16 protein-coding genes are annotated in these 20715 nt (G+C 54.0%); 15 read left to right on the forward strand and 1 reads right to left on the reverse strand.

What is annotated here, in order from left to right; genetic code table 11:
- From H616_RS15660 to H616_RS0112215, 12 genes are all read left to right on the forward strand, one after another.
- Nucleotides 1-382, forward strand: a 382-nt coding sequence (locus H616_RS15660) for a hypothetical protein (protein ID WP_035573187.1), incomplete at its 5' end; no start/stop codon positions are given.
- Nucleotide 383: 1 nt separating this feature from the next.
- Nucleotides 384-1721: a class I SAM-dependent methyltransferase gene (locus H616_RS15280; RefSeq protein ID WP_051234279.1), complete on the forward strand. Its 1338-nt coding sequence runs from the start codon at nucleotides 384-386 to the stop codon at nucleotides 1719-1721.
- Between the two features lie 19 nt (nucleotides 1722-1740).
- Nucleotides 1741-2409: a hypothetical protein gene (locus H616_RS0112170; RefSeq protein ID WP_027967612.1), complete on the forward strand. Its 669-nt coding sequence runs from the start codon at nucleotides 1741-1743 to the stop codon at nucleotides 2407-2409.
- Complete coding sequence (locus tag H616_RS14945) at nucleotides 2409-6092, forward strand: glycosyltransferase family 4 protein (protein ID WP_051234280.1); 3684 nt, start codon at nucleotides 2409-2411, stop codon at nucleotides 6090-6092. The genes H616_RS0112170 and H616_RS14945 overlap by 1 nt, the downstream gene beginning before the upstream one ends.
- A gap of 10 nt (nucleotides 6093-6102) precedes the next feature.
- Nucleotides 6103-6816 (forward strand): hypothetical protein, encoded by a 714-nt coding sequence (locus H616_RS0112180; protein ID WP_027967613.1) that lies wholly within the window; start codon nucleotides 6103-6105, stop codon nucleotides 6814-6816.
- Nucleotides 6813-8000, forward strand: coding sequence for a hypothetical protein (locus H616_RS0112185; RefSeq protein WP_027967614.1), 1188 nt, complete (start codon nucleotides 6813-6815; stop codon nucleotides 7998-8000). The genes H616_RS0112180 and H616_RS0112185 overlap by 4 nt, the downstream gene beginning before the upstream one ends.
- Before the next feature lie 303 nt (nucleotides 8001-8303).
- Nucleotides 8304-9353, forward strand: a complete 1050-nt coding sequence (locus H616_RS0112190; protein WP_027967615.1) for a GSCFA domain-containing protein — start codon at nucleotides 8304-8306, stop codon at nucleotides 9351-9353.
- Nucleotides 9350-10054, forward strand: a complete 705-nt coding sequence (locus H616_RS0112195; RefSeq protein WP_027967616.1) for a hypothetical protein — start codon at nucleotides 9350-9352, stop codon at nucleotides 10052-10054. The genes H616_RS0112190 and H616_RS0112195 overlap by 4 nt, the downstream gene beginning before the upstream one ends.
- Complete coding sequence (locus H616_RS0112200) at nucleotides 10047-11465, forward strand: phosphomannomutase (RefSeq protein ID WP_156906464.1); 1419 nt, start codon at nucleotides 10047-10049, stop codon at nucleotides 11463-11465. Before H616_RS0112195 ends, H616_RS0112200 begins: the two co-directional genes overlap by 8 nt.
- A gap of 95 nt (nucleotides 11466-11560) precedes the next feature.
- The gene (locus H616_RS0112205; RefSeq protein ID WP_027967618.1) at nucleotides 11561-11872 is read left to right on the forward strand and encodes a hypothetical protein; all 312 of its coding nucleotides are present in this window, start codon (nucleotides 11561-11563) and stop codon (nucleotides 11870-11872) included.
- 106 nt (nucleotides 11873-11978) lie between these two features.
- Nucleotides 11979-13919, forward strand: a complete 1941-nt coding sequence (locus H616_RS14950; RefSeq protein WP_205619101.1) for a glycosyltransferase — start codon at nucleotides 11979-11981, stop codon at nucleotides 13917-13919.
- Nucleotides 13916-15178 (forward strand): hypothetical protein, encoded by a 1263-nt coding sequence (locus tag H616_RS0112215; protein ID WP_027967619.1) that lies wholly within the window; start codon nucleotides 13916-13918, stop codon nucleotides 15176-15178. Before H616_RS14950 ends, H616_RS0112215 begins: the two co-directional genes overlap by 4 nt.
- Nucleotides 15179-15314: 136 nt before the next feature.
- Here H616_RS0112215 and H616_RS0112220 read toward each other — a convergent pair whose 3' ends face one another.
- The gene (locus tag H616_RS0112220; protein ID WP_169516168.1) at nucleotides 15315-16130 is read right to left on the reverse strand and encodes a glycosyltransferase family 32 protein; all 816 of its coding nucleotides are present in this window, start codon (nucleotides 16128-16130) and stop codon (nucleotides 15315-15317) included.
- Nucleotides 16131-16529: 399 nt separating this feature from the next.
- Here H616_RS0112220 and H616_RS0112230 point away from each other — a divergent pair, with 399 nt between their 5' ends.
- The 3 genes from H616_RS0112230 to H616_RS14960 all read left to right on the forward strand — a co-directional run bounded on the left by H616_RS0112230 (nucleotide 16530) and on the right by H616_RS14960 (nucleotide 20668).
- Nucleotides 16530-18839 (forward strand): glycosyltransferase family 2 protein, encoded by a 2310-nt coding sequence (locus H616_RS0112230; protein WP_084155893.1) that lies wholly within the window; start codon nucleotides 16530-16532, stop codon nucleotides 18837-18839.
- Nucleotides 18839-19159, forward strand: coding sequence for a hypothetical protein (locus H616_RS0112235; RefSeq protein WP_027967622.1), 321 nt, complete (start codon nucleotides 18839-18841; stop codon nucleotides 19157-19159). The genes H616_RS0112230 and H616_RS0112235 overlap by 1 nt, the downstream gene beginning before the upstream one ends.
- Nucleotides 19160-19642: 483 nt before the next feature.
- Nucleotides 19643-20668, forward strand: coding sequence for a glycosyltransferase family protein (locus H616_RS14960; protein ID WP_240470593.1), 1026 nt, complete (start codon nucleotides 19643-19645; stop codon nucleotides 20666-20668).
- Nucleotides 20669-20715 lie beyond the last annotated feature (47 nt).

The following is a 20715-nucleotide window of genomic DNA, read 5'->3' on the forward strand; positions in this document are numbered from 1 at the left end:
CGACACTCAGCGTCAACAGCGAGAAGCGCTTACCCAGGAGCGTGATGACCTCTGGCATAAGGGCGAGTCCCTGACCCAGGAGAACAATGAGCTCAAGCACCGGGTAGAGGAGCTGGCCCAGCAGTGTGAAGACGCACTGCACCAGAACCACCTCAACCATGAGTCGCTGGAGGTGGAGCGTGTCACCGTGTCCCAACTACGGGAAGAGCGCGATGCGCTCGTCCGTGAACGAGATGCTGCCCTCCAGCAGGCCGAGCAACAGCAGCAGCTACTGTATGAGGAACAGCAGCAACGCCAGCAGCTTGTAGAGCAGGAGATGCTCAAAGTTGAGGCCCAGCTTGATTTGGTTCGCGACATTCTTACCCAGGGCAAGGACTTCTGACATGACCCGTGAACGCAAGCGCAAACCACAGCGTCGTTCCGGCTCAAAACGGCATCCCAGCGACTCTCAGCGCCGCCATCAAGGCGGTACTCTGGGCCTCAAATCATCCTCGGCGGCTGCCGCCAGTACCGATACGCTGCTGAGCCGGGCGCGTACCCACTGGTTGTTCGGTGAATGGCAGCGCCTGTGCGAGCTGGATGCCGAGCACATCGCTCAGCAGAGAGAGCGCGCCGCCATCGCTCTGCTGGTCAGCAGTGCCCAGCAGCAGCAGGGCGATCATCAGGCGACTCGCCACTGGGCGCGCCAGTCCATCCGCTGGGGCATGGCGCCCAATGCGGTGGCCAGGCTACTTGCCGCTGGAGTGCACAACACCCTGGGGCGTATGGCGCTATTGCGCGAAGATGACGCAGGTATTGGCCGACACTTTGCTGCCAGTATGGAACTTGCCGCGCTCAACGACACCGATACCGGCACCCTAGTGCGCGCCCGGGCCAGTCAGGAGGCCAAGGCACTCAATCAGCGTCTGCCGAGCTTGTCACTGCCTGAACCCATGGTGCCGGAGACGCTGCACTCGGCAGCGGATGGTTTTTACCGTGCCTTCGAGGATCGCTTTCGTGGTAGCCGCGAAGAGATCAAGCGGCGCGTCGAGGTCTATCTGCCCTTCGTGGTCGGCGTGGCCGAGCGTCACCCCGGGGTATCGGCGCTGGACCTGGGCTGTGGGCGGGGCGAGTGGCTTGAAGTCCTCGGTGCGGCCGGCCTCAAGGCCGAAGGCATCGACCAGGATGCTGATATGCTGGGGGGCTGTCGAGAACTTGGCCTGAAGGTCAGCCAGGGCGATGCACTCGCTTTCCTTAAACAGCAGCCCGATGCCAGCCGGATCAGCATCAGCCTGATGCATGTGGTGGAACATATCCCGTTCGAGATGCTGCGTAGCATCGTCGCTCAGGCTCGGCGCGTGCTGGTGCCCGACGGTGTGCTGATCATGGAGACCCCCAACCCTGAGAATATCATGGTGGGTAGCTGCAGCTTCTATATGGACCCCACCCATCGCAACCCCTTGCCGTCGCCGCTGCTCGCCTTCGTGCCGGAGTATTACGGCTTCGAGCGTGTCAAGGTGCTGCGGCTCCAGGAGGAGCCAGCCCTGCACGACAAGACACATTACGTTATCAACGATTTTCTCCGGGGCGTCAGCCCCGACTACGCCGTACTCGCACAAGGTAAACAAGCGACGATCACGGAGACGCCAGCCGGACAGCAGGAGCAAGCCGCCTGGGAACACAATTTCGGCATTTCGCTCGATCAGATGATGCAGCGAAATAACCAAGGGAACGACGAATAAATCACGCGGGTAGCAGATAATGGATGTGAACATCGATATCGATGCATTGCGCAGGAAACACAAGACAGAGCTGGTGGAGCGCGCGCTGAGTGTCTATCAGACGATGGGTGACACCCAGCAGGTGAAATCGTTTTGGCTGGAGCGGTTGCTTGAAGGTCAGGACGTGCGCCAGATGCTGGACTACCTGAAGGCCGGCGAATCGCTGCCAACCGAGGCCTTCGTCGGCAGCACGCAGAATACCTGCGTGTCGGCCGGTAGGATCGAGATTATCGACAAGGATCTTGAATTTCATGCCGATGGTCGACGCAACTTATGGGTTCGCATCGAGAATGGTTCGGCAGACGTATGGGAAACCACTCCGGAGCAGCCTCTGTTCATGGCCTACCACTGGTACGATGAAGTAGGGAATGTTTATGACTATGATGGCAGGCGCACGGCGTTGGTTAAACCGGTTTCACCGGGTGAGGCGTTAGCAATGGAAGTGGGTATTGTTAACCCAGCAGAGCCAGGTAACTATCAGCTGATGGTCACCCTGGTGATGGAAGGGCAGTTCTGGATGGAGGAGAAGTCGCTGAAAACTCAGCGTACTCCGCTAGCCGTACTCGAGTATGATGGCGACGGCCTCACGCGACACGCACGTGATCTCTATCACCAGCTCAAGCGTAGTGTGATGGAGGTGACCCACTAATGCGCATTGTGATTGATATGCAAGGCGCTCAGACCGAGAGCCGGTTCCGAGGCATTGGTCGTTATACGCTATCGTTGACCCAAGCTATCGTGAAGAATCGTGGTGAGCACGAGATCATTCTCGCCCTAAATGGCCTGTTTCCAGAAACCATTGAGCCGATTCGAGGGGCCTTCCAGGGTCTGCTGCCACAGGAGAATATCCGTGTATGGCATGCGCCTGGGCCGGTGTACGAGAACAACCCGGAAAACGAATCCCGGCGCTTGGTAGCGGAGCTGGAGCGTGAAGCCTTTCTGGAAGGCCTGAAGCCGGATGTGATTCACCTCCACAGTCTCTTCGAAGGGTTTGGAGACGATGCGGTATTGAGCGTTGGTCGTTTTGATACTCATACTCCGGTCAGCGTGACGCTCCATGACCTGATTCCGTTGCTCTACCCGCAGCAGTACCTGGAGCCGAATCCTTCCTTTGCTCGCTATTATGCTAACAAGATCGACCACCTCAAGCGTGCCTCGCTACTCCTCTCCATCTCGGAATCATCCAGCCGAGAGGCCATTGATCATCTAGGTGTTGATGTCGCTAAGGTCCACAACACCTCTGAGGCGGCAGAAGCGCTGTTTCGCAAAGTCGCAGTGAGCGACGCCGAGACCAAGGCCCTATATACAAAACTGGGGCTAAATCGTCCGTTTGCTCTCTATAGCGGGGGTGCGGATCAGCGTAAGAACCTGCCTCGGCTCATACAGGCCTATGCGGCACTGCCTGATGAACTGCGCCGAACTCATCAACTGCTGTTTGCTGGGAAGATGCCCCAGGGAAATATTGCCGAGTTACAGCAGGTGGCAGAGGAAGCCGGTCTGGGCCGTGACGAGCTGCTATTTACCGGCTTCGTTGCTGATGAAGAGCTGGTGCAGCTCTATAATCTCTGCAAGCTGTATGTTTTTCCGACCTGGCATGAGGGCTTCGGTCTACCAGCGTTGGAAGCGATGCAGTGTGGTGCTCCGGTGATCGGAGCCAACACTTCGAGCCTTCCGGAAGTGATCGGCCTTGAACAGGCTCTCTTCGACCCCACAAGCGTCGAGTCTATTTCGACCAAGATGGCACAGGCCTTGAGTGATGAGGCGTTTCGGCAGCGCTTAATAGCCCATGGTGAGCAGCAGGCCAAGAACTTTTCCTGGGAGGTGTCCGCCAAACGTGCTCTTGCCGCCTGGGAAGGGCTGCATGCCAAACAGGCAGAGAAACTGGTCAGCGAGGGTGAGTCAGCCCGTCTGTCAATGGAAGCACTTCAGCACGCGCTCGTTGATCAGTTGGAACAGCCCAGCAAGCTGGTGTTGAGCGAGATCGCCACTAGTCTCTCTCTCAATCAACAGGCCGGCCTCAGCCGTCAGTTGTTGCTGGATGTCTCGGAGATTCGCAACAACGATGCCGCCACTGGCGTGCAGCGGGTGGTGCGAAGCTACCTGCAGGCATTGCTGCAGTCGCCGCCCGTTGGGTTTCAGGTGGTTCCCGTCTACGCTACCCGCGAAGAGGGTTACTGTTACGCTTGGCAGATGGTCCGTCAGTATGGTGTGGCGCCGCCAGAGGGGCTGAGCCAGCAAGCGCTGGAAGACCAAGCGCCTATTCACTGGCAGCGGGGCGATATCTTCTTCGCCCTTGATATGCAGCACCATGTGCAGCTGGCGCATCAGGCCTTTTATCGTGAGTTGCAGGCCGATGGCGTCACCGTCAAGTTCCTGGTCCATGATCTGCTGCCGATCCAGCTGGCCGACCTCTTTAAAGATGACGACGCCAAGCAGCTGCATGAGCAGTGGTTGGCAATGGTTGCGGCCACCGATGGTGCCGTCTGCGTCTCTAGGGCCACTGCCGACGCCTTCAACGAGTGGATCGAAGCCAATGATATCTTGCGTACGCCCGGTTTCCGCATGGCCTGGGTTCACAACGGTGGTGACCTAGATGGCTCCAAGCCCTCCACTGGGTTCCCAGAGGATGCCGAGGCCGTATTGGCGAAAATTCGCCAACGGCCTACGTTTCTGACGGTTTCGACCCTCGAACCACGCAAAGGGCAAGACCTGCTGTTTGCCGCTGTTCAAGCACTATGGGCGCGTGGCCATGACGTCAATCTGGTGTTGGTAGGCAGGCAAGGCTGGAAAATCGAGACCTTGGCCAGCCAGCTTCGTGAACACCCAGAGAATGGCAAGCGCCTGTTCTGGCTGGAAGGTATCAGCGACGAGTACCTTGAGAAAGTCTACCAAGCCAGCAGTGCCCTGCTGGCTGCCAGCATCAACGAGGGGTTCGGCCTGTCGTTGATTGAGGCGGCGCGTTACGGTGTGTCGATTATCGCCCGAGATATCCCAGTGTTTCGTGAAGTGGCCTGCACCAGCGCCTATTACTTCCAGGGCGAAAGCGGTGAGGCACTGGCCGACGAGCTGGCACACTGGCTGACGCTACTGGAGCAGGGTAAGCAACCACCCTCCACGGAGCTTCACTGGCAGACCTGGGCGCAGAGCGCCGAACAGCTGAAAGTTGAGCTGGTGGAAAAGCGTTACCCCAGGCGCCAGCTGTTGGTGGATCTTTCGGAACTGGTTAAGCACGACGCCCGCAGTGGCATTCAGCGCGTGGTGCGCAGCATCCTGCATGAGTGGTTGAGCAATCCGCCGGAGGGTTACCGAGTGGAGCCCATTTACGGCAGCGTGGACGACGGTTATCGCTATGCCCGCCGCTTTACCCTCGACTTTATGGGGTGGCCGACAGCGGCGCTGGAGGATGAGCTGATCGACTATGCGCCGGGGGATGTCTTCTTCGGACTGGACATGCAGCCACAGGTGCAGATCGCTAATCAGGCCTTCTATCAGCGCTTGCGCCAACAAGGCGTCACGGTCAAGTTTCTGCTTCACGACCTACTCCCCATCCAGATGCCCGAGTTCTTCCCGCCCGGCAATGAAGAGGGCTTTACTCAGTGGCTGCGCTCCATTACCGCTACCGATGGCGTGATCTGTGTTTCTCGCACCGTGGCCGATGAGCTGCGTGACTGGGTAGACGAACACGGCCCTGAACGCGAGAGGCCTCTGCAGATCGGCTGGTCGCACAACGGCGCCGATATCGATAACTCGTCACCCAGCCGTGGCATTCCTGAGGATGCTCCCGAGGTGCTGGCGAGGCTGGAAGAAAGACCGAGCTTTTTGATGGTGGGCACGCTGGAGCCCCGCAAGGGCTATGCTGATACCCTGGATGTTTTCGATGCATTGTGGCAGCAGGGTGAAGACATCAACCTGGTGATTGTTGGCAAGATGGGTTGGAAGGTCGAAGCGTTGGCCGAACGCATCAAATCGCACCCGGAGTACAACCGTCGGTTATTCTGGCTGGCTGGCATTAGTGATGAGTATCTGGACAAAGTCTACAGTACTTGCAGCTGCCTGATTGCCGCCTCTTACGGAGAAGGCTTCGGCCTGCCGCTGATCGAAGCGGCCCAGGTGGGAATGCCGATTATCGCACGGGATATACCCGTTTTCCGTGAAGTGGCGGGGGAACATGCCACTTATCTTCCCAGAGAGATGCAAGCCAGTAAGGCAGGGAAGGTAATCACTCAGTGGCTGGAAAAGCAACGCAAAGGTGGTGCGCCTAGTTCAGAGACGATGCCGTGGCTGACCTGGCAGGAAAGTAGCCAAATTCTATTGAGTAACATTGTAGGGTAAGGATTTAACGATGGGTTTTATTTACTTTAGCTACGGTATGACCAAGTCAGCCAGCTCGTTTGTTTACCAGTTGGAAGAACAGCTTTTCAAGCTTTCCAAGTATGAGTTGATGAAGGTGCCGCCTGAAATCAGGGGAAATAGGGCACCGGAGAACTATGTTGAGCCTATTACTGACGAAAAGGTTCAGGAAATCCTAGACTGGTTGCCGGACAATGCGGTAACCGTCATCAAGACACACGGTGCGCCCAGTAAGCTGGCCTGTGATCTCGTTAACGAGGGCAAGGCTTTCGCCAGTGCTACGTTCAGAGATCCACGCGATATTGCCGTTTCGTTGGCTGATCATGGCGCACGCTCTCGGGAAAAGGGCATCGCCGACTTCGCTAACTTTGTTCGTCCCATTGATGCACTCCCTGAAATCAAAAATCAGCTGAACCGCTTGAATCCTTGGTTGAGGCTCACAGGCTGCAGGGCTTTCTCTTACGATGAGATCCGCTCCAAGCCAGAAGCTATTGTGTCAGCGGTTGTTGAACAAGTAGGGTTGAAAAATATAGAAATTACAGAGGTGTTGTCGCCTTTCCAGGACCGCTCCAAGATAATTCACTATAATGTGGGGAGTGTGGGGAGGCATAAGGAAAGTATGACAGAAGAAGAAATAATGAGGTTTGAATCCGAGTTTCATGGTCTTCTTGCCATGTGCCGGGGGCAAGGTGGAGGTTCAAAATGAAGGCCATTCTTCACTTAGGTACCGAGAAGACAGGTACTTCCTCGATACAGCAATTTTTTAATGTTAATCGAGATAGACTAATTCAGCAGGGGTTTTACTTTCTTAAGTCGTCTGGGGCAGCAAATGACAGAAAGTTAGCGGTTTATTCAATGCTTGACAGTGAGTTTGATGGTTATCATTTTGAAAATCAGATGCTTACACATGATGATAAGAAACAGTTTGAAAAAAAATTTGAAGAAGACTTGGCTGAAGAATTAGCTGCTCTGCCATCTAAAATACATACCGTGGTTATTTCCAGTGAGCACTTCCATTCTAGGCTGAGAAGAGCCGCTAATAGGGAAAAGTTGAAAAAGCTGTTGGACAGATTTTTTTCAAGCTATCAGCTGGTCGCCTACCTTCGCCCACAGATTGATGTTGCAGTGTCGCACTATTCCACTGCGCTAAAAACTAAAAGTACAAATACGCTACCTCAGCACCTTAAAGGATGTAATGTTGGGAATTACTATTATGACTATTATCAGTTTTTGAGCGGCTGGCTTGACGATTTTAAAGGAAGTGAGTTCAGTGTAAGGATTTTTGATAAGAAGGAGCTCGTGGGGGGCGATGTGGTTGTTGATATTTGCCACCTTGTCGGGATTGAGCAGGCTGAGTTTAATGCGATTGGTTCTGTCAATGAGTCAGTGAAGCCAACGGGCCAAGAACTTCTGAGAGTATTAAACGCTAAAATGCCAGCAGTTATAGAAGGGGAGGGAAGGAATCAGGAAAGGCAATTTTTTGTCCGAATAATCAATGGAGTTTTTGCTGGTTCAGGAAAAAAACCATCGTCACAGGAAGCTCGTGAAATTCAGTCTCAGTTTGATGCTACGAATGAGAGGGTAAGAGAGACCTGGTTTCCTGAAAGGGTAGATCTTTTTAATATTGATTACAATAAATATGATGGGCAAGATGATGTGGATTGGGGGGTTGTCGATTTTTTCAAGAAGTTTATTGAATCATATAGTGACGCTGATAAAAGTATGTTGCTGGGCATTCATCAAAAAAACATTGATGCCATTCGTGATATAGCTATTTCTATTGAGGATGATGACTTGTCGTCGGCTTACCTCTTGATGCAGGCAGCTTCCAAACTAAGGCCAAAGGGCAAGCTGTTGAAGAAAAAACTTGAAGAATATAACGGCAAGTAATGGCAGATTTAATGGGGCTGCTGGGGGTAAAATAAATGTTTGAAAATAATCTTGTTTTTATATCGAAAAGGTAGTGGGCGCTGAGTTAATAAGAAAGTTTTTGCAAGAAATTAATAAACTAAAAATTAGCCGGTGGAGATAATCGCTACTCTCTGGAAAGTTTTCTTTTTGAGTGTCGAGGATTTCTGTGATATAGCAATAGTTCTATAAATGCGCTGTGTAGTGTTTTTTGTGTTTAATCGATTTTTTAGAAGTTGTTTTTCACTTTTCCACCTTTAGAACTTTATTTTGGGAGCTTGTGCTTTGAATCCTTATGAAACGTTAGATGAAATTTTTTTTTGGTCGCCTGCTGTAGCCAAGAAAAGTATGTTCGATATAAATAGATTGTGGGATCCTAAGTTTAAAATTGGCCCCAAGATGAAGGTGGCAACTTACGGTTCATGTTTTGCTCAGCATATAGGACGAGCACTAGCAGGGCGAAATTTTAATTGGATGATTGCAGAGCCTGCTCCACAAGGGTTAAGCAAAGATAATAGTAAGAAATTTAATTACGGAATTTTCTCAGCTCGCACTGGGAATATCTACACAACTACACTATTGGCTCAGTGGGTGTCGTGGGCTACGGGGGACGTGTCACCACCCGGTGAGGTGTGGGAAAAAGGTGGGCGATATTATGACCCTTTCAGGCCCAACATTGAGCCGAATGGGTTTGAATCCCGGGAAGAGATGAAGGTCTCAAGGTCGCTGGCGGTTGAGGCTTTCAAGAAATCTATTCTCGAGTGTGATGTGCTTGTCTTTACCATGGGGCTGACCGAGAGCTGGTTCAACGCGGAAGGTGGGTATGAGTACCCAATGTGCCCCGGCACGGTTGCCGGTGAATTCGATGAGAAGAAGCATCAGTTCGTAAATCAAGATTATACTCAGATTCGCAAGGCTCTCGTTAGCTGTCTGAGAGGGATAAAGAAGCTGAACCCCAAGTTGAAAGTGTTGCTAACTGTGTCCCCCGTGCCTCTTACTGCCACCATGTCGGGTAAACACGTTTTGGTTGCAACAATGGAAAGCAAGTCTATTTTGCGGGCTGTCGCTGGCTCTGTGGCTTCTGAATTACGTTTCGTTGATTATTTCCCCTCGTATGAAATCATCAACTCTGCACCTTACAAGGGGGCATTTTTTGAGCCTAATATGCGTAGTGTTAACCCAGTAGGCGTCAACCATGTGATGGATCAGTTTTTTAGTTGTTTGCAGGATAAATTTCCTCTGAAGCTGCCTGAGAAAAGAATTGTGGATGCGGGTTCTGATGATGCAGTTTGTGAGGAAGAGCTTCTTAATGCTTTTCAGGGTGGTGGAAAATGAATATTTGTGTTATTGGATCAAGTCATGTGGCAGCCCTTAAAGCGGCTTGGGATAATGAGGCTGCAGCTTGGCCAGTACGAATGACATTTTTTGCTGCGCCCGGAGGCATCGCTTCAAAAGTAAAAAGTTCTGAAGGCATCATTTGCTCTACGGACAATAGGCTTAAAGAGTTTTGGAAAAAAACTTCCGGTGGGGAGGAAAAGGTTAACTTGAGGCGTTATGATGCTCTTGTTATTGTTGGGTTGCAATTTTCTTTTCCTCTGTTAAGGGCGGGGCTTTCTCGTCAGGTAAGAGAAGTTTTAATCTCTGATGTGTTTTGTTTTTCAAAGACATTTTCTTTTATTAGTATGGTTCGAAAAAGTTTTTCAGGGCCGATTGTTGTCTGTCCTAGACCTCTATACCCCGAAGGAAGTAAGGCGGCTACTCGTGAGGATTTAGTGGAGAGCTTTGATGATACTTTGGAAGCATTAGAAGAGGAGGGTAGTGGTCTTCAGATATTGTTTACCCCCCCTCCTTTGAAAGCATTATCCACTGATCGAAGATTTACAAGACCGGAGTATTTATCTGGTGCTCCTAGCCTAAAAGGCGGGGAGTTCAATGCTGATAAAGATTTCGATAGAGAGGCTCATGCGAATGAAGCGTATGGTAGTTTGGTATTGCGAGAAATTTTTGAGAAGCTTGGGATAAGTCAAATTGATTAGTCTGTTGTTAAAGGAATCTGCGGTTAGCTTCGGCACCAGCGGCGCTCGCGGACTAGTGAAGCAGTTTACCGATGAGGTATGCGCGGCTTTCGCTACGGCGTTTCTCACTGTGATGCGTGAGCAGGGAGAGGTGACCCAGGTGGCGATCGGTATGGATCGTCGCCCCAGCAGCCCGGGTATGGCGGCGGCGTGCACGGTGGCTGCGCGGGCGCTGGGCGTGGAAGTGGACGACTACGGCATTCTGCCCACCCCGGCGCTGGCGCTTAAGGCGATGGCCGATGGCGTGCCGGCAATCATGATCACCGGCAGCCATATCCCCTTCGATCGCAACGGCATCAAGTTCTACCGGCCCGAAGGGGAGATCACCAAGGCTGATGAGCAGGCGATCATGAACGTGGCGGCCGAGCTGCCTGCGCTGGGTGCTATTGAGCGCGAGCCGGTAAGCGATGCCGCGGTCCGTCGCTATCTGGCGCGCTATGTGGAGTGGTTCCCGGGCCAGCCGCTCGCCGGTAAGCGCGTGGGGGTTTATCAGCATTCGGCGGCGGGGCGTGATCTCAACGTGCAGGTGCTCGAAGCGCTGGGTGCTGAGGTAGTGGCGCTGGGTCGCAGTGAGCAGTTCGTGCCGGTGGATACCGAGGCGGTCAGCGGTGAGGATCGCGCCCTGGCGCACGCTTGGGCGGCCGAGCATCGGCTGGATGCGCTGCTGACCACCGATGGCGACGGCGACCGCCCGCTGCTGGCCGATGAGCAGGGCGAATGGCTGCGTGGCGATATCGTCGGGCTGCTGTGCGCCCGCGAGTTGGGCATCCAGGCACTGGCGGTGCCGGTGAGCTGCAATAGTGCCATCGAGGTCTGCGGGGCCTTTAACAAGGTGCAGCGGACCCGCATCGGCTCGCCCTATGTGCTGGCCGGGATGCAGCAGCTGGCCGGTGACTACTCCCGCGTCGCGGGCTTCGAGGCCAATGGCGGCTTCCTGCTCGGCACGCCGGTAGCGGAAGGGGAGCGGCGCCTAGAGGCCCTGCCTACCCGTGATGCACTGCTGCCGGCGCTGACGCTGATGGTCGCGGCGGCACGCCGCAATGCACCGCTCTCGTCGTTGGTGATGGATCTGCCAGCTCGCTACACGGCCAGCGATCGGCTTAAAGCGTTCCCCACGGAGCGCAGCCAGGCACTGCTCGCTGAGTGGCGCAATGACCTGCCCGCCATGCAGCAGGCGCTGGGCCTTGAGCAAGCCATCGCCAAGGTGGATACTACCGACGGCCTACGTGCTACTCTGGCCAATGATGAGATTGTTCATTTGCGTCCTTCCGGCAATGCTCCGGAATTGCGCTGTTATGTCGAAGCGGGTAGTGAACTGAAGGCTCAGCAACTTGTCATACACGCCTTAGGTAACCTCACCAAACTGGTATAACGATTGTGGCTTACTGTTGCGATTGGCTATCCCACCAAGTGCAAGTTCGCGCCATCACCAGAAACCTTACGGTTATTAATTAAAGGAAGTTGCTAATGACAACGGAAACAGCAGGAACTACCGCATTACCCAGTGGTGAGCTTGAAATACTCAGGCCTGATGCGCTGGTTGAGAAGGTAAAAGCTGATAACCCCAAGCTGGCGGAAAAGCTTAACGACAAGCAGTTGGTTTCCGCTGTGCGTGGTACGCTGAAAGCGCTGGCTGCAGAGATCAATGGCCGTGAGGAGGGCCGCCTGAGAGTGGCAGGGCTGGGGCGTGTTGTGATCCGTGAAGTAGAACGTGAGAAGGATGGTGAGATGATCCGCAGAAAACGCGTGGTCCTGCATCCGGCACAACCTAAGGTCTGATAGCTACACTCGGCAGACATACTAAAAGGCTAGGGCAATTGCCCCGGCCTTTTGTTGTTTGGGCATCCTTGCTGCTGTCTACTATTCATACCATGAGGCCTTTTTTTTGGCTGACGAAAGCTCTACTTTGACTACTCACCCTTACCAGCAGCCTGTTGAGCTGCCGTTTACCTTGCCGACCCGTGTGTATTCAGGAATGTTGTTGGTATGGTTACTGCGCCCAGTGTTGCAGCGGCGCTTTCCGCTGCACAAAGGGAAGCGCAGTGACTATTTCCATTTCCTCGCTTGGTGTACATCGATTGGTCGTCGTCAGTATCAACTGCTACGCGAGATTGATGCCTGGAATCATGAATTGATGCAGCCATTGGCGCTGCCGGCACTCAAAGGGTGTCGCTGGCAGTCAAGTTATACTGTGGGCATGTATCTGGCGGGTATGACTCGCACTAAATACTGGTCGGGGCAGCTACTATATAACCGCACTATGCGGCACCGTGCAGCGCGTTGGTATTTTCGTGATGGTCGTCGAGTGTTGGGTTTACCGGGGCTTCCTGACTGGCAGCGTCAGTCGTTGGTTGACGGCTTCGATACCCCGCAAGCGTTTGTAGACGCGCTGCTTCTGCCCAAAGATCGTAAGCAAGATGGAGAGCAACCCATTCGAGATGGTGTCGCGGATGTGGTGACAGCGTGGACACAGCCATGGGCTCCAGAGCCGCTAAAGGCGCAATTCCCTAATTCGGTGCCACGACTAAGTCAGTGGCTTGGCCGGTGGCTTCCGCTTGAAGCGAATGAGCTTGTTTGGTTGAAGAACGAGCTTCTACTGAGGCTCGCTGATAAGGCTCCCAGTATTAATGATATTAATCAGGTGATGCAGGCTGTGCCAATAGAAAAGTCTGCTGAGATACAGTCGCCGAGTGATGCGTTGCCTTGGGGAGTGAACCTGGTGGGCTATGCCCGAGGTGAGCTCGGCATCGGGGAGGATGTGCGCATGGTTGCTCGGGCACTGGAAGTGGCAAAGGTACCATTTTGTATTCTTAACGTTGAGCCTGGGGCTAATGTGAGTCAGAAAGACGCCACGGTTGAGCACTGGATTGTTGAGAAGCCGGTTTATGCGATGAATCTTTTCTGCATGACTGGCATTGAGATGGCACGGATGACGGCGGAGAAGGGGTTAAGCCTTTTGATTGGCCGCTATAATATCGGGCTCTGGCCCTGGGAGCTGCCAACCTGGCCGACGCCTTGGCACCATGCCTGGAACCTGGTTGATGAGCTTTGGGGTATCAGTCATTACACTGCCCAGGCGTATGCTGATGCGCCGGTACCAGTGTTGGCTATGCCATTACCCGTGGTTGTTGACCGTGTAGCAGAGCTTGGGCGTGGCCACTGGGGGTTGCCACAAGATGCTTACCTGTTTGTATTTTCTTTTGACATGAATTCCACTTTGGCTCGTAAAAACCCGATAGCAACGGTTAACGCGTTTCTGGAGGCCTTTGAGGAGTCTCCAGATGAGCGAGTTGGTCTTGTTGTGAAGGTTAGCCACCTAAATACAAGGGACCCCAGGTGGAAGCCACTGGCCAAGCTGATGAAGCGCGATCCACGTATTGTTTTGATTAGAGGAGAGTTGCGCAAAAATGAGGTGTTGGCTCTCTATCGTTGCTGTGATTGTTTCGTATCACTGCACCGCTCGGAGGGGTTTGGGCGTAGTCTGGCAGAGGCTCAGCTGCTGGGTATGGATCTTATCGCTACTGGTTATTCGGGCAATATGGGCTTTTGTGCTGAGAACGACGCACGTACGGTCGATTATCGGCTGGTCGATGTTGAAGAGGGAGAGTACTTTTTCGGCACTGGGCAGCAGTGGGCTGAGCCGGATATTGCTCAGGCCGCTGGCCAGATGCGCCAGTGTGTGGAGGCCCGGCTGGGCGAGCCGCACTATGCCACCGCGGGGTTTTCGCCCACCCAGTGCGGCGAGGTGTATCGGGACAGGCTCAAGGTTGTCTACGAAGGCCGTTTTGCCTCACCCGCAAGCGAGATAAAAGTGGCACCAAGATGACCCGTCAGTTCGATATCATCCTGCATATCGGTACCGAAAAGACAGGTACCACAACGCTGCAACATGAGCTGCTCTTCAATCAACAACGACTCGAGGAGAGTGGCGTCTTCTATCTCACCACGCCCGAGCGTGTCGAAGCGCGGGGGATTGCGGCGGCGGCGGTGGGTGACGCGCAACCCGATGATTTTTTGAAACAGGCTGGCATCGATACCTGTGAGCAACGCCAACGCTTTCGTGAGGCGACCATCACCGAGGTGCATGATGTCCTAGATGGGCTACCAAGCCATGTGCAGACTCTATTGATTTCCAGCGAGCACTTTCATTCTCGGCTCAGGCAGCTCGATCAGGTGGAATGGGTGCGGCGTCTGTTCGCCGAGCGGGCCAGACGCTTTACGGTGGTGTGTTATCTGCGCAGCCAGGCAGACCTAGTAGAGTCTTACTACTCCACCATGCTTAAGAATGGTGAAGGCAGGCCACTGGGGGAAATCGCCGACAAGACCTGCGAGGTCAGTAATCACTATTACAATTACCACACCCTGCTCGCGCTATGGGCTTCGGTATTCGGCAAAGATGCCATGGTACCCAGGCTGTTTAACCCAGAGCGTTTCGAGAAGGGCGATGTCGTTGCGGACTTCCTGAGGGTGGTGGGCATCGCAGTGACGCTGAAGAAGCCAGGCGTAGAGGGCAAGCGTTACAATGAATCCTTAACGCCCCTGGGGCAGGGCCTGCTGCGGGCCATTAACCTCCATCGCCAGCAGGCTGAGGATGATCCGGATGTGCTGGCGCAGTGCGGAACCTTTGCGGCGGCCGTGATTGCACAATTCCCTGGCAAAGGTGAGCGTCTGAGTAAGGAGGCCCTGGTACGTATCGAGGAAGAGTTCAAGACGGTTAATGCGCAAGTTAGGCGGCAATGGTTTTCTGAGGAGGCGCGTCTGTTTCCACCCCGGAAGAGAGATAAGCCTAATAGAGTAAAACTGCACCTGCCGGTGAGTAGTGAGCAGATAGACACCATTAGCCAAGTGGTGGAGCTGCTTTCCGGTAGTGATGGAGGGCCGGTGACGGTGTTGAACTCATGTGCCGATATTTTGCGTGATCTGGCCGTCTACTATGAGCAAAAAAATAAAGATTTGGCATGGAGTCTGATGCGACTGGCCCGTCGAATCCGGCCGCAGGGGCCGGTGATCAAGCGTAAGTTTGATGAGTATGAGCGGATACGTCGGCACCCGATACGCCGGATCAGACGCTGGATTTCACGATGAGGTGATTGTCCGGATGCTCAGGAGTACATCTCAGCTCAGGAGCACATCTCAGCTCAGGAGCACATCCCAACTCACGAGCCATGGAATCATGTGTTAGAGACGATGGCAGTACCTGGGGTGGGCGAAGCCTGGCGCTTCATGTGAGCAGCCAAGATGTCATATCGAAGTGGCCCGGGGTTCCGGGGGGAGCATTCCAATAGGCCCGGGTCTTCTTGTGAGGCAGCGGGAGATGGATATTCACCTGTTGGCGCAGCAGATAGCCGGGCAGGATCGCTACTCGCTGTTCCGGGGAAGTTTGGTCGGCGCTGAGCAGGTGATGGGCCACCGCGCGGGTCAGTAGTCCTGGGCCCGTCTTGCTCCAGGTTGATTCGCTATCTCGTCCAAGCATCGCCTCCACGGCGAGTTCTGAGGCGAGAGTGATAGCGGGGTGGCCGGGTACGCAGGCGATCACGTTATTGCATAAGATGTCGAAGTTTTCATGGAAGCAGACTAGGCCCACAGCGCCGGGCAGTAGAGCCTCGATTTGCCCATGCAGGCGGTCATCGGCATCGGCGTAGAGACCACCGTAGTGACGCAGATAGCAGAGACGCAGCAGATCAGATGCCTCTGCGACATTGTTGGCGCGGCGGAAGGCGCGTTCATAGGTGGGGCCGAAGGTGTTGTGGAGAAAGGCACGAGCCTCGCTGAGATTGAAGCGCTGGTAGTCGAGTTCGGCTCGGTCCTGCCAGGAGCGCATGATCTCTGTCACGGCCTCCGGTGGTGTCGGTTGATCCCAGTACTGAAAGACGCGCCGCGGTATTAGCGGCTCGCTGGAAAAACTTGGAGCAAGGTTTAGGTGTTGCCCAATTACGGGGCTGGCGGCATTGACGTAGCGCACCGCTAAGGCCGCCTGGTGATCTCCTGGGGGAAGAGCATGGCGCTCATGATTGAGCAGGCTGAGGTCGGTAATCAAATTGCCTTCCGCGGTTGGCGCGAGGTGGCCCGGTAATCCCCCGAAAATCATCGCGGTGATAAGTGGAGTTTTGTAACCTGAGCAGATGGGGCACATGCGCAAGTCACGTTTTACTGACAGCCAGATTATGGCCGTTCTGAAGCAAGCCGAGTTTGGTGTGTTTGTTCCTGAGTTGTGCCGCTAGCACGCTAGAAGTAGTGCTACGTTTTACAAGTGGTGTTCCCAATGCGGCGGCATAGCATCGAAACAGACGGTGACTATGGTCTCCTGAGTAGCTTCTGTTTATTGCCACAATTATAAAAGGGGGGTTGCCCTTAGAGATCGGGTACAATGCCGTGTTGCTAAAACTGGTTAGGGGGTTCCGTTGAAGACGCACCGTGTGCTTAAGCCGAAAAAAGTATGAAGGCAAAAAATCGCCAACGTCTTGACAAGGGCGCGCGCTGGCTGGCCTTTGGCTTAAATGAAACGCCGCTGGTGTGTCGCCCTCTTGAGCGTCTTGCGCCGCGACACCAGTTGCGGCGTGAGAGAGCTTCTGAAACAGGTTTTGATTGGCAAGCAACCGGTGATGACCCCCAGTTTTTGCTAAGGCGCGGCCTGCCGTTGCCGGGTTGGCAAATGCTGGAGGTGGCGATGACGCATGATCAGCCCAGTGCAGCAGTCAAGCTCTATCTTGATACGGGGCAAGGGTTCAATGAAGCGCAAAGTGTTTACCTGTTGCTGAAAAGTGGGCGAATAACCAAACGCCTTTTCTATGTGCCACGTCGGCTGAAAAAGCTACGTGTTGACCCCATGGAAGGAAAAGGATGTTTTACGCTCACGCATCTGCGTATCGCTTGGTTAAACCCTAGGTTTGCCCATAACCGCCTGGCCAACCGGTTAACCAGAATTCATTATCAGTGGCGTGGTTGCGATAAGAGTGAGGTGTTGCCTGAGCTGAAGCGGGAAGCGCGCCAAGCGGGTCGCCATTGGCGAGCGCTAGCACTTGAATACTATGAAGCAACATTTGAACGCCGTAGCGCCCGTTATAATTACCGCACCTGGTTAAAAAAACGGCGCAGGCTATCGGCAGAGCATGTCCATCGAGTGATTGAAAAATTACCGCGCAAGCCGCTGATTTCAATTGTTGTGCCGGTGTATAACCCGCGTATTGAGTGGCTGCGTAAGTGTTTGGACTCGGTACTTGAGCAGCTTTACCCTCATTGGCAGCTGTGTATTGCCGATGATGCCTCTACAGATCCAGAAGTACGCCAGGTGCTAGCTGAATATTCTGAGCAGGACTCGCGTGTTCAGGTGGAGTATCGCCAGAAAAATGGGCATATCTGTGCGGCCAGCAATAGTGCGCTTGAGCTGGCGGACGGTGAGTATATTGCGCTGTTGGATCACGATGATCGCCTGTCGCCCTATGCGCTCTTTCATGTGGCTGAGGCGTTGCACCGCCATCCAGATGCAGGGTTGCTCTACAGTGATGAAGATAAGTTGGGTGAAAATGATGAACGTTACGACCCACGTTTCAAACCACAGTGGAACCCCGACCTGCTGTTAGCCCAAAACTATATTTCGCACCTGGGGATATATCGGGCAGACCTAATGCGGGAAGTGGGCGGGTTTCGGGAAGGCTTTGAGGGCAGTCAGGACCATGATCTGGCGCTGCGGGTAAGCGACCGGCTTGCACCCGAGCAGATCGTGCATATTCCCCATGTGCTCTATCACTGGCGGGCTGGGGAAGGCTCTACTGCGTTAAATAGCGGCGAGAAGAGCTATACAACAAGCACTGGCTTGGCAGCAGTGCGTGAGCATGTGACGCTCAAGGTGCCGGATGCACAGATCAGCGCAGGGCATTACCCTACTACCTACCGAGTCCAGTGGCCGCTGCCAGAATCGCCTCCGCTGGTCAGCTTATTGATACCTACACGCGATCGGGTTGAAATTCTCAAGCCTTGTGTCGATGCGATTCTTGAGCATACTGACTATCTTAACTTTGAAGTGTTGATACTTGATAACCAGAGCAGTTGCATAGCGACTCTGGATTACATGCGCGATGTAACAGCTCGTGATGAGCGAGTGCGTGTGCTGCGTTGGAATGAACCGTTTAATTATTCAGCCATCAACAATTTTGGCGCCTTGCATGCACGGGGCGAGATTCTGGGATTAGTGAATAACGATATTGAACCGATCAATAGTGGCTGGTTGGGCGAGATGGTGCGCCAGGCATGTCGGCCTGAAATTGGCTGTGTGGGAGCCAAGCTTTACTACCCTAATGACACCATCCAGCATGCCGGTGTGATACTGGGTATTGGTGGAGTGGCTGGGCATTCACACAAGTATTTTCAGCGCAACTCGCCAGGCTATTTTACCCGGTTGCATCTGGTGCAGAATCTTTCCGCGGTCACGGGTGCTTGCTTGCTGGTGCGCAAGTCGATCTTTGAGCAGGTGGGGGGGCTTAATGAACAGGACCTGACCGTTGCTTTCAATGATGTGGATCTGTGCCTGAAGGTGCGCGAGGCGGGCTATCGTAACCTCTGGACGCCCTATGCTGAGCTGTATCATCATGAGTCGGTGTCGCGAGGGGCTGATGACAACTCTGCTAAGCGTGCGCGAGCAAATAAAGAGGCTGATTATATGCGTAAAACCTGGGCTAAACAGCTAGACGGTGATCCTGCATATAACCCTAATTTGACGCTAGTGCATGAAGATTTTTCGTTACGGTAATGGATTTTTTTAGTTTTAGCGTGTTTAACGCCAGCCATCTTGAACATTTTGTGATTGCTATGGGGCTGCAGGTTTTACTGTGGCCCGTGTTAGGTCGGCGCGCGGCGGGCTGTTTTATTGTGGCGGTGTTCCTGGGGCGTGAAATTGCTCAGCATGAGGCCAGGGGTGGCGGTGCGAATAGTGTGGGGTGGTTTTACGGCTTGCTGAACCATTGGAATTCAGACTCGCTGCTTGATGTGTTTTTTGCGCTGCTTGGCGTGTTGTTAGTGATTTTTGCCGTATGGGGTGTGCAGCAGCTACGTGAGAAAGAAAGACTTTAATCCTGTGTGTGAGCTCGTGTAGGCGCTGGATTTATCCGGCGAGGGTTTGGTTTTTGTGAATTAGCTGGAGTCGCCCGATGAATCGGGCTCCTACGAAGGCCAGTGTGGCGATGGCTTCTGTTGGTGGGGGTTGGTTTTGTAGGAGCTGGATTTATCCGGCGATGGGGTGTGGTTTTTGTGGGTTAGCTGGAATCGCCCGATGAATCGGGCTCCTACGAAGGCCAGTGTGGCGATGGCTTCTGCTGGTGGGGGTTGGTTTTGGTAGGAGCTGGATTTATCCGGCGAGGGTTTGGTTTTTGTGGGTTAGCTGAAATCGCCCGATGAATCGGGCTCCTACGAAGGTCAGTATGGCGATGGTTTTTTGTCGGGGGGGTGGTTTTGGTAGGAGCTGGATTTATCCGGCGATGGGGTGTGGTTTTTGTGGGTTAGCTGGAGTCGCCCGATAAATCGGGCTCCTACAGGATATGTTTTAAAGGTGTTTGAGTGGTTATTCGAGAGCGCTGGTTGTTGTTAAGCGATGGGGCGCGGCCGACTGAGGATATTTACTTTCTCGAATCGGTCGCGCCTCTTTTGCGTTTCAAAGGGGCTGATGCCGGGCGCTTGGATGTGCGGGGCTGGCGTTGGCGACTGGCGCGTTGGGTGCTGATTCGTCAACCTGCCGCTAATCTGGTGCTATGCAGGGGGTTGCCTGAAGCGGCTCTGAGCTGGCTGGAGGGGTATCGCGAACGGTTTGGGCGCCTTGTGTATCTGATTGATGATGACTTGGCGGCTGCGTCCGCTGATACCACATTGCCGGAGGCCTATAGAAAGCGCATGGCAGTAGCGGCATCACGTCAGGTGCGGATTATGGCGCTGGCGGATGAGGTGGTGGCATGCGGCGATGTGTTGGCAGAGCAGCTGGGGAAGCAGCATGCCAATGTCAGCCTTATGACGCCGCCGCTGATTTCTCCGCTGCCGGAGCTGGCGCATTTTGATCAGCCGCCTGCATCAGGTGCGCCTTGGCGTATTGGGTTTTATGGTACGCGTGCGCACCTGGAAGATCTTGAGCATATCGCTCCTGCGCTGGTGTCCTTGCAGAGTGAGCGCGATGATGGCGAGCTGGAGCTGATGCTCGGGGAGTATGCGCCACCTTCATTGATGCAGTTGCCACGCACGAGATGTCCTGCGCCGCTTGGCTGGAAAAAATTTCGCACTTACCAGGCCTGTCAGCGTGTGCATATTGGGTTGGCCCCGCTGTTAGAGACGCCATTCAATCGTAGTAAATCGTTTATTAAGTTTCTGGATATTGCTGCTATGGGTGGGGTGGGTGTTTACTCTGATCGCCCGCCCTATAACGGTATTGTTGAACATGGCGTTAATGGTTTATTGGCAGGAGATGACCCCGCCGAGTGGCTGCGCTGCCTGAACTGGTTGCTGGAGCATCCTGATGAGGCGTGCCGTATGGCAAAAGCGGCAGCACAGACGGCTGAAGAATACAGGTGCCTGACGTTGCCCGAGTGGATTGGATGAAATAGCCGTGGATTTTGTGGGAGCGGCGATGATTTGGTGCTGATGGG

It is taken from the genome of Halomonas halocynthiae DSM 14573 (assembly GCF_000425725.1).
GTDB lineage: Bacteria > Pseudomonadota > Gammaproteobacteria > Pseudomonadales > Halomonadaceae > Halomonas > Halomonas halocynthiae.

Coding starts and splice junctions, on each gene's coding strand:
- H616_RS0112185 (WP_027967614.1), top strand. CDS start 6,813: ATGAAGGCCATTCTTCACTTAGGTACCGAGAAGACAGGTACTTCCTCG.
- H616_RS0112195 (WP_027967616.1), top strand. CDS start 9,350: ATGAATATTTGTGTTATTGGATCAAGTCATGTGGCAGCCCTTAAAGCG.
- H616_RS14945 (WP_051234280.1), top strand. CDS start 2,409: ATGCGCATTGTGATTGATATGCAAGGCGCTCAGACCGAGAGCCGGTTC.
- H616_RS0112180 (WP_027967613.1), top strand. CDS start 6,103: ATGGGTTTTATTTACTTTAGCTACGGTATGACCAAGTCAGCCAGCTCG.
- H616_RS0112205 (WP_027967618.1), top strand. CDS start 11,561: ATGACAACGGAAACAGCAGGAACTACCGCATTACCCAGTGGTGAGCTT.
- H616_RS0112230 (WP_084155893.1), top strand. CDS start 16,530: ATGAAGGCAAAAAATCGCCAACGTCTTGACAAGGGCGCGCGCTGGCTG.
- H616_RS0112170 (WP_027967612.1), top strand. CDS start 1,741: ATGGATGTGAACATCGATATCGATGCATTGCGCAGGAAACACAAGACA.
- H616_RS0112215 (WP_027967619.1), top strand. CDS start 13,916: ATGACCCGTCAGTTCGATATCATCCTGCATATCGGTACCGAAAAGACA.
- H616_RS15280 (WP_051234279.1), top strand. CDS start 384: ATGACCCGTGAACGCAAGCGCAAACCACAGCGTCGTTCCGGCTCAAAA.
- H616_RS0112235 (WP_027967622.1), top strand. CDS start 18,839: ATGGATTTTTTTAGTTTTAGCGTGTTTAACGCCAGCCATCTTGAACAT.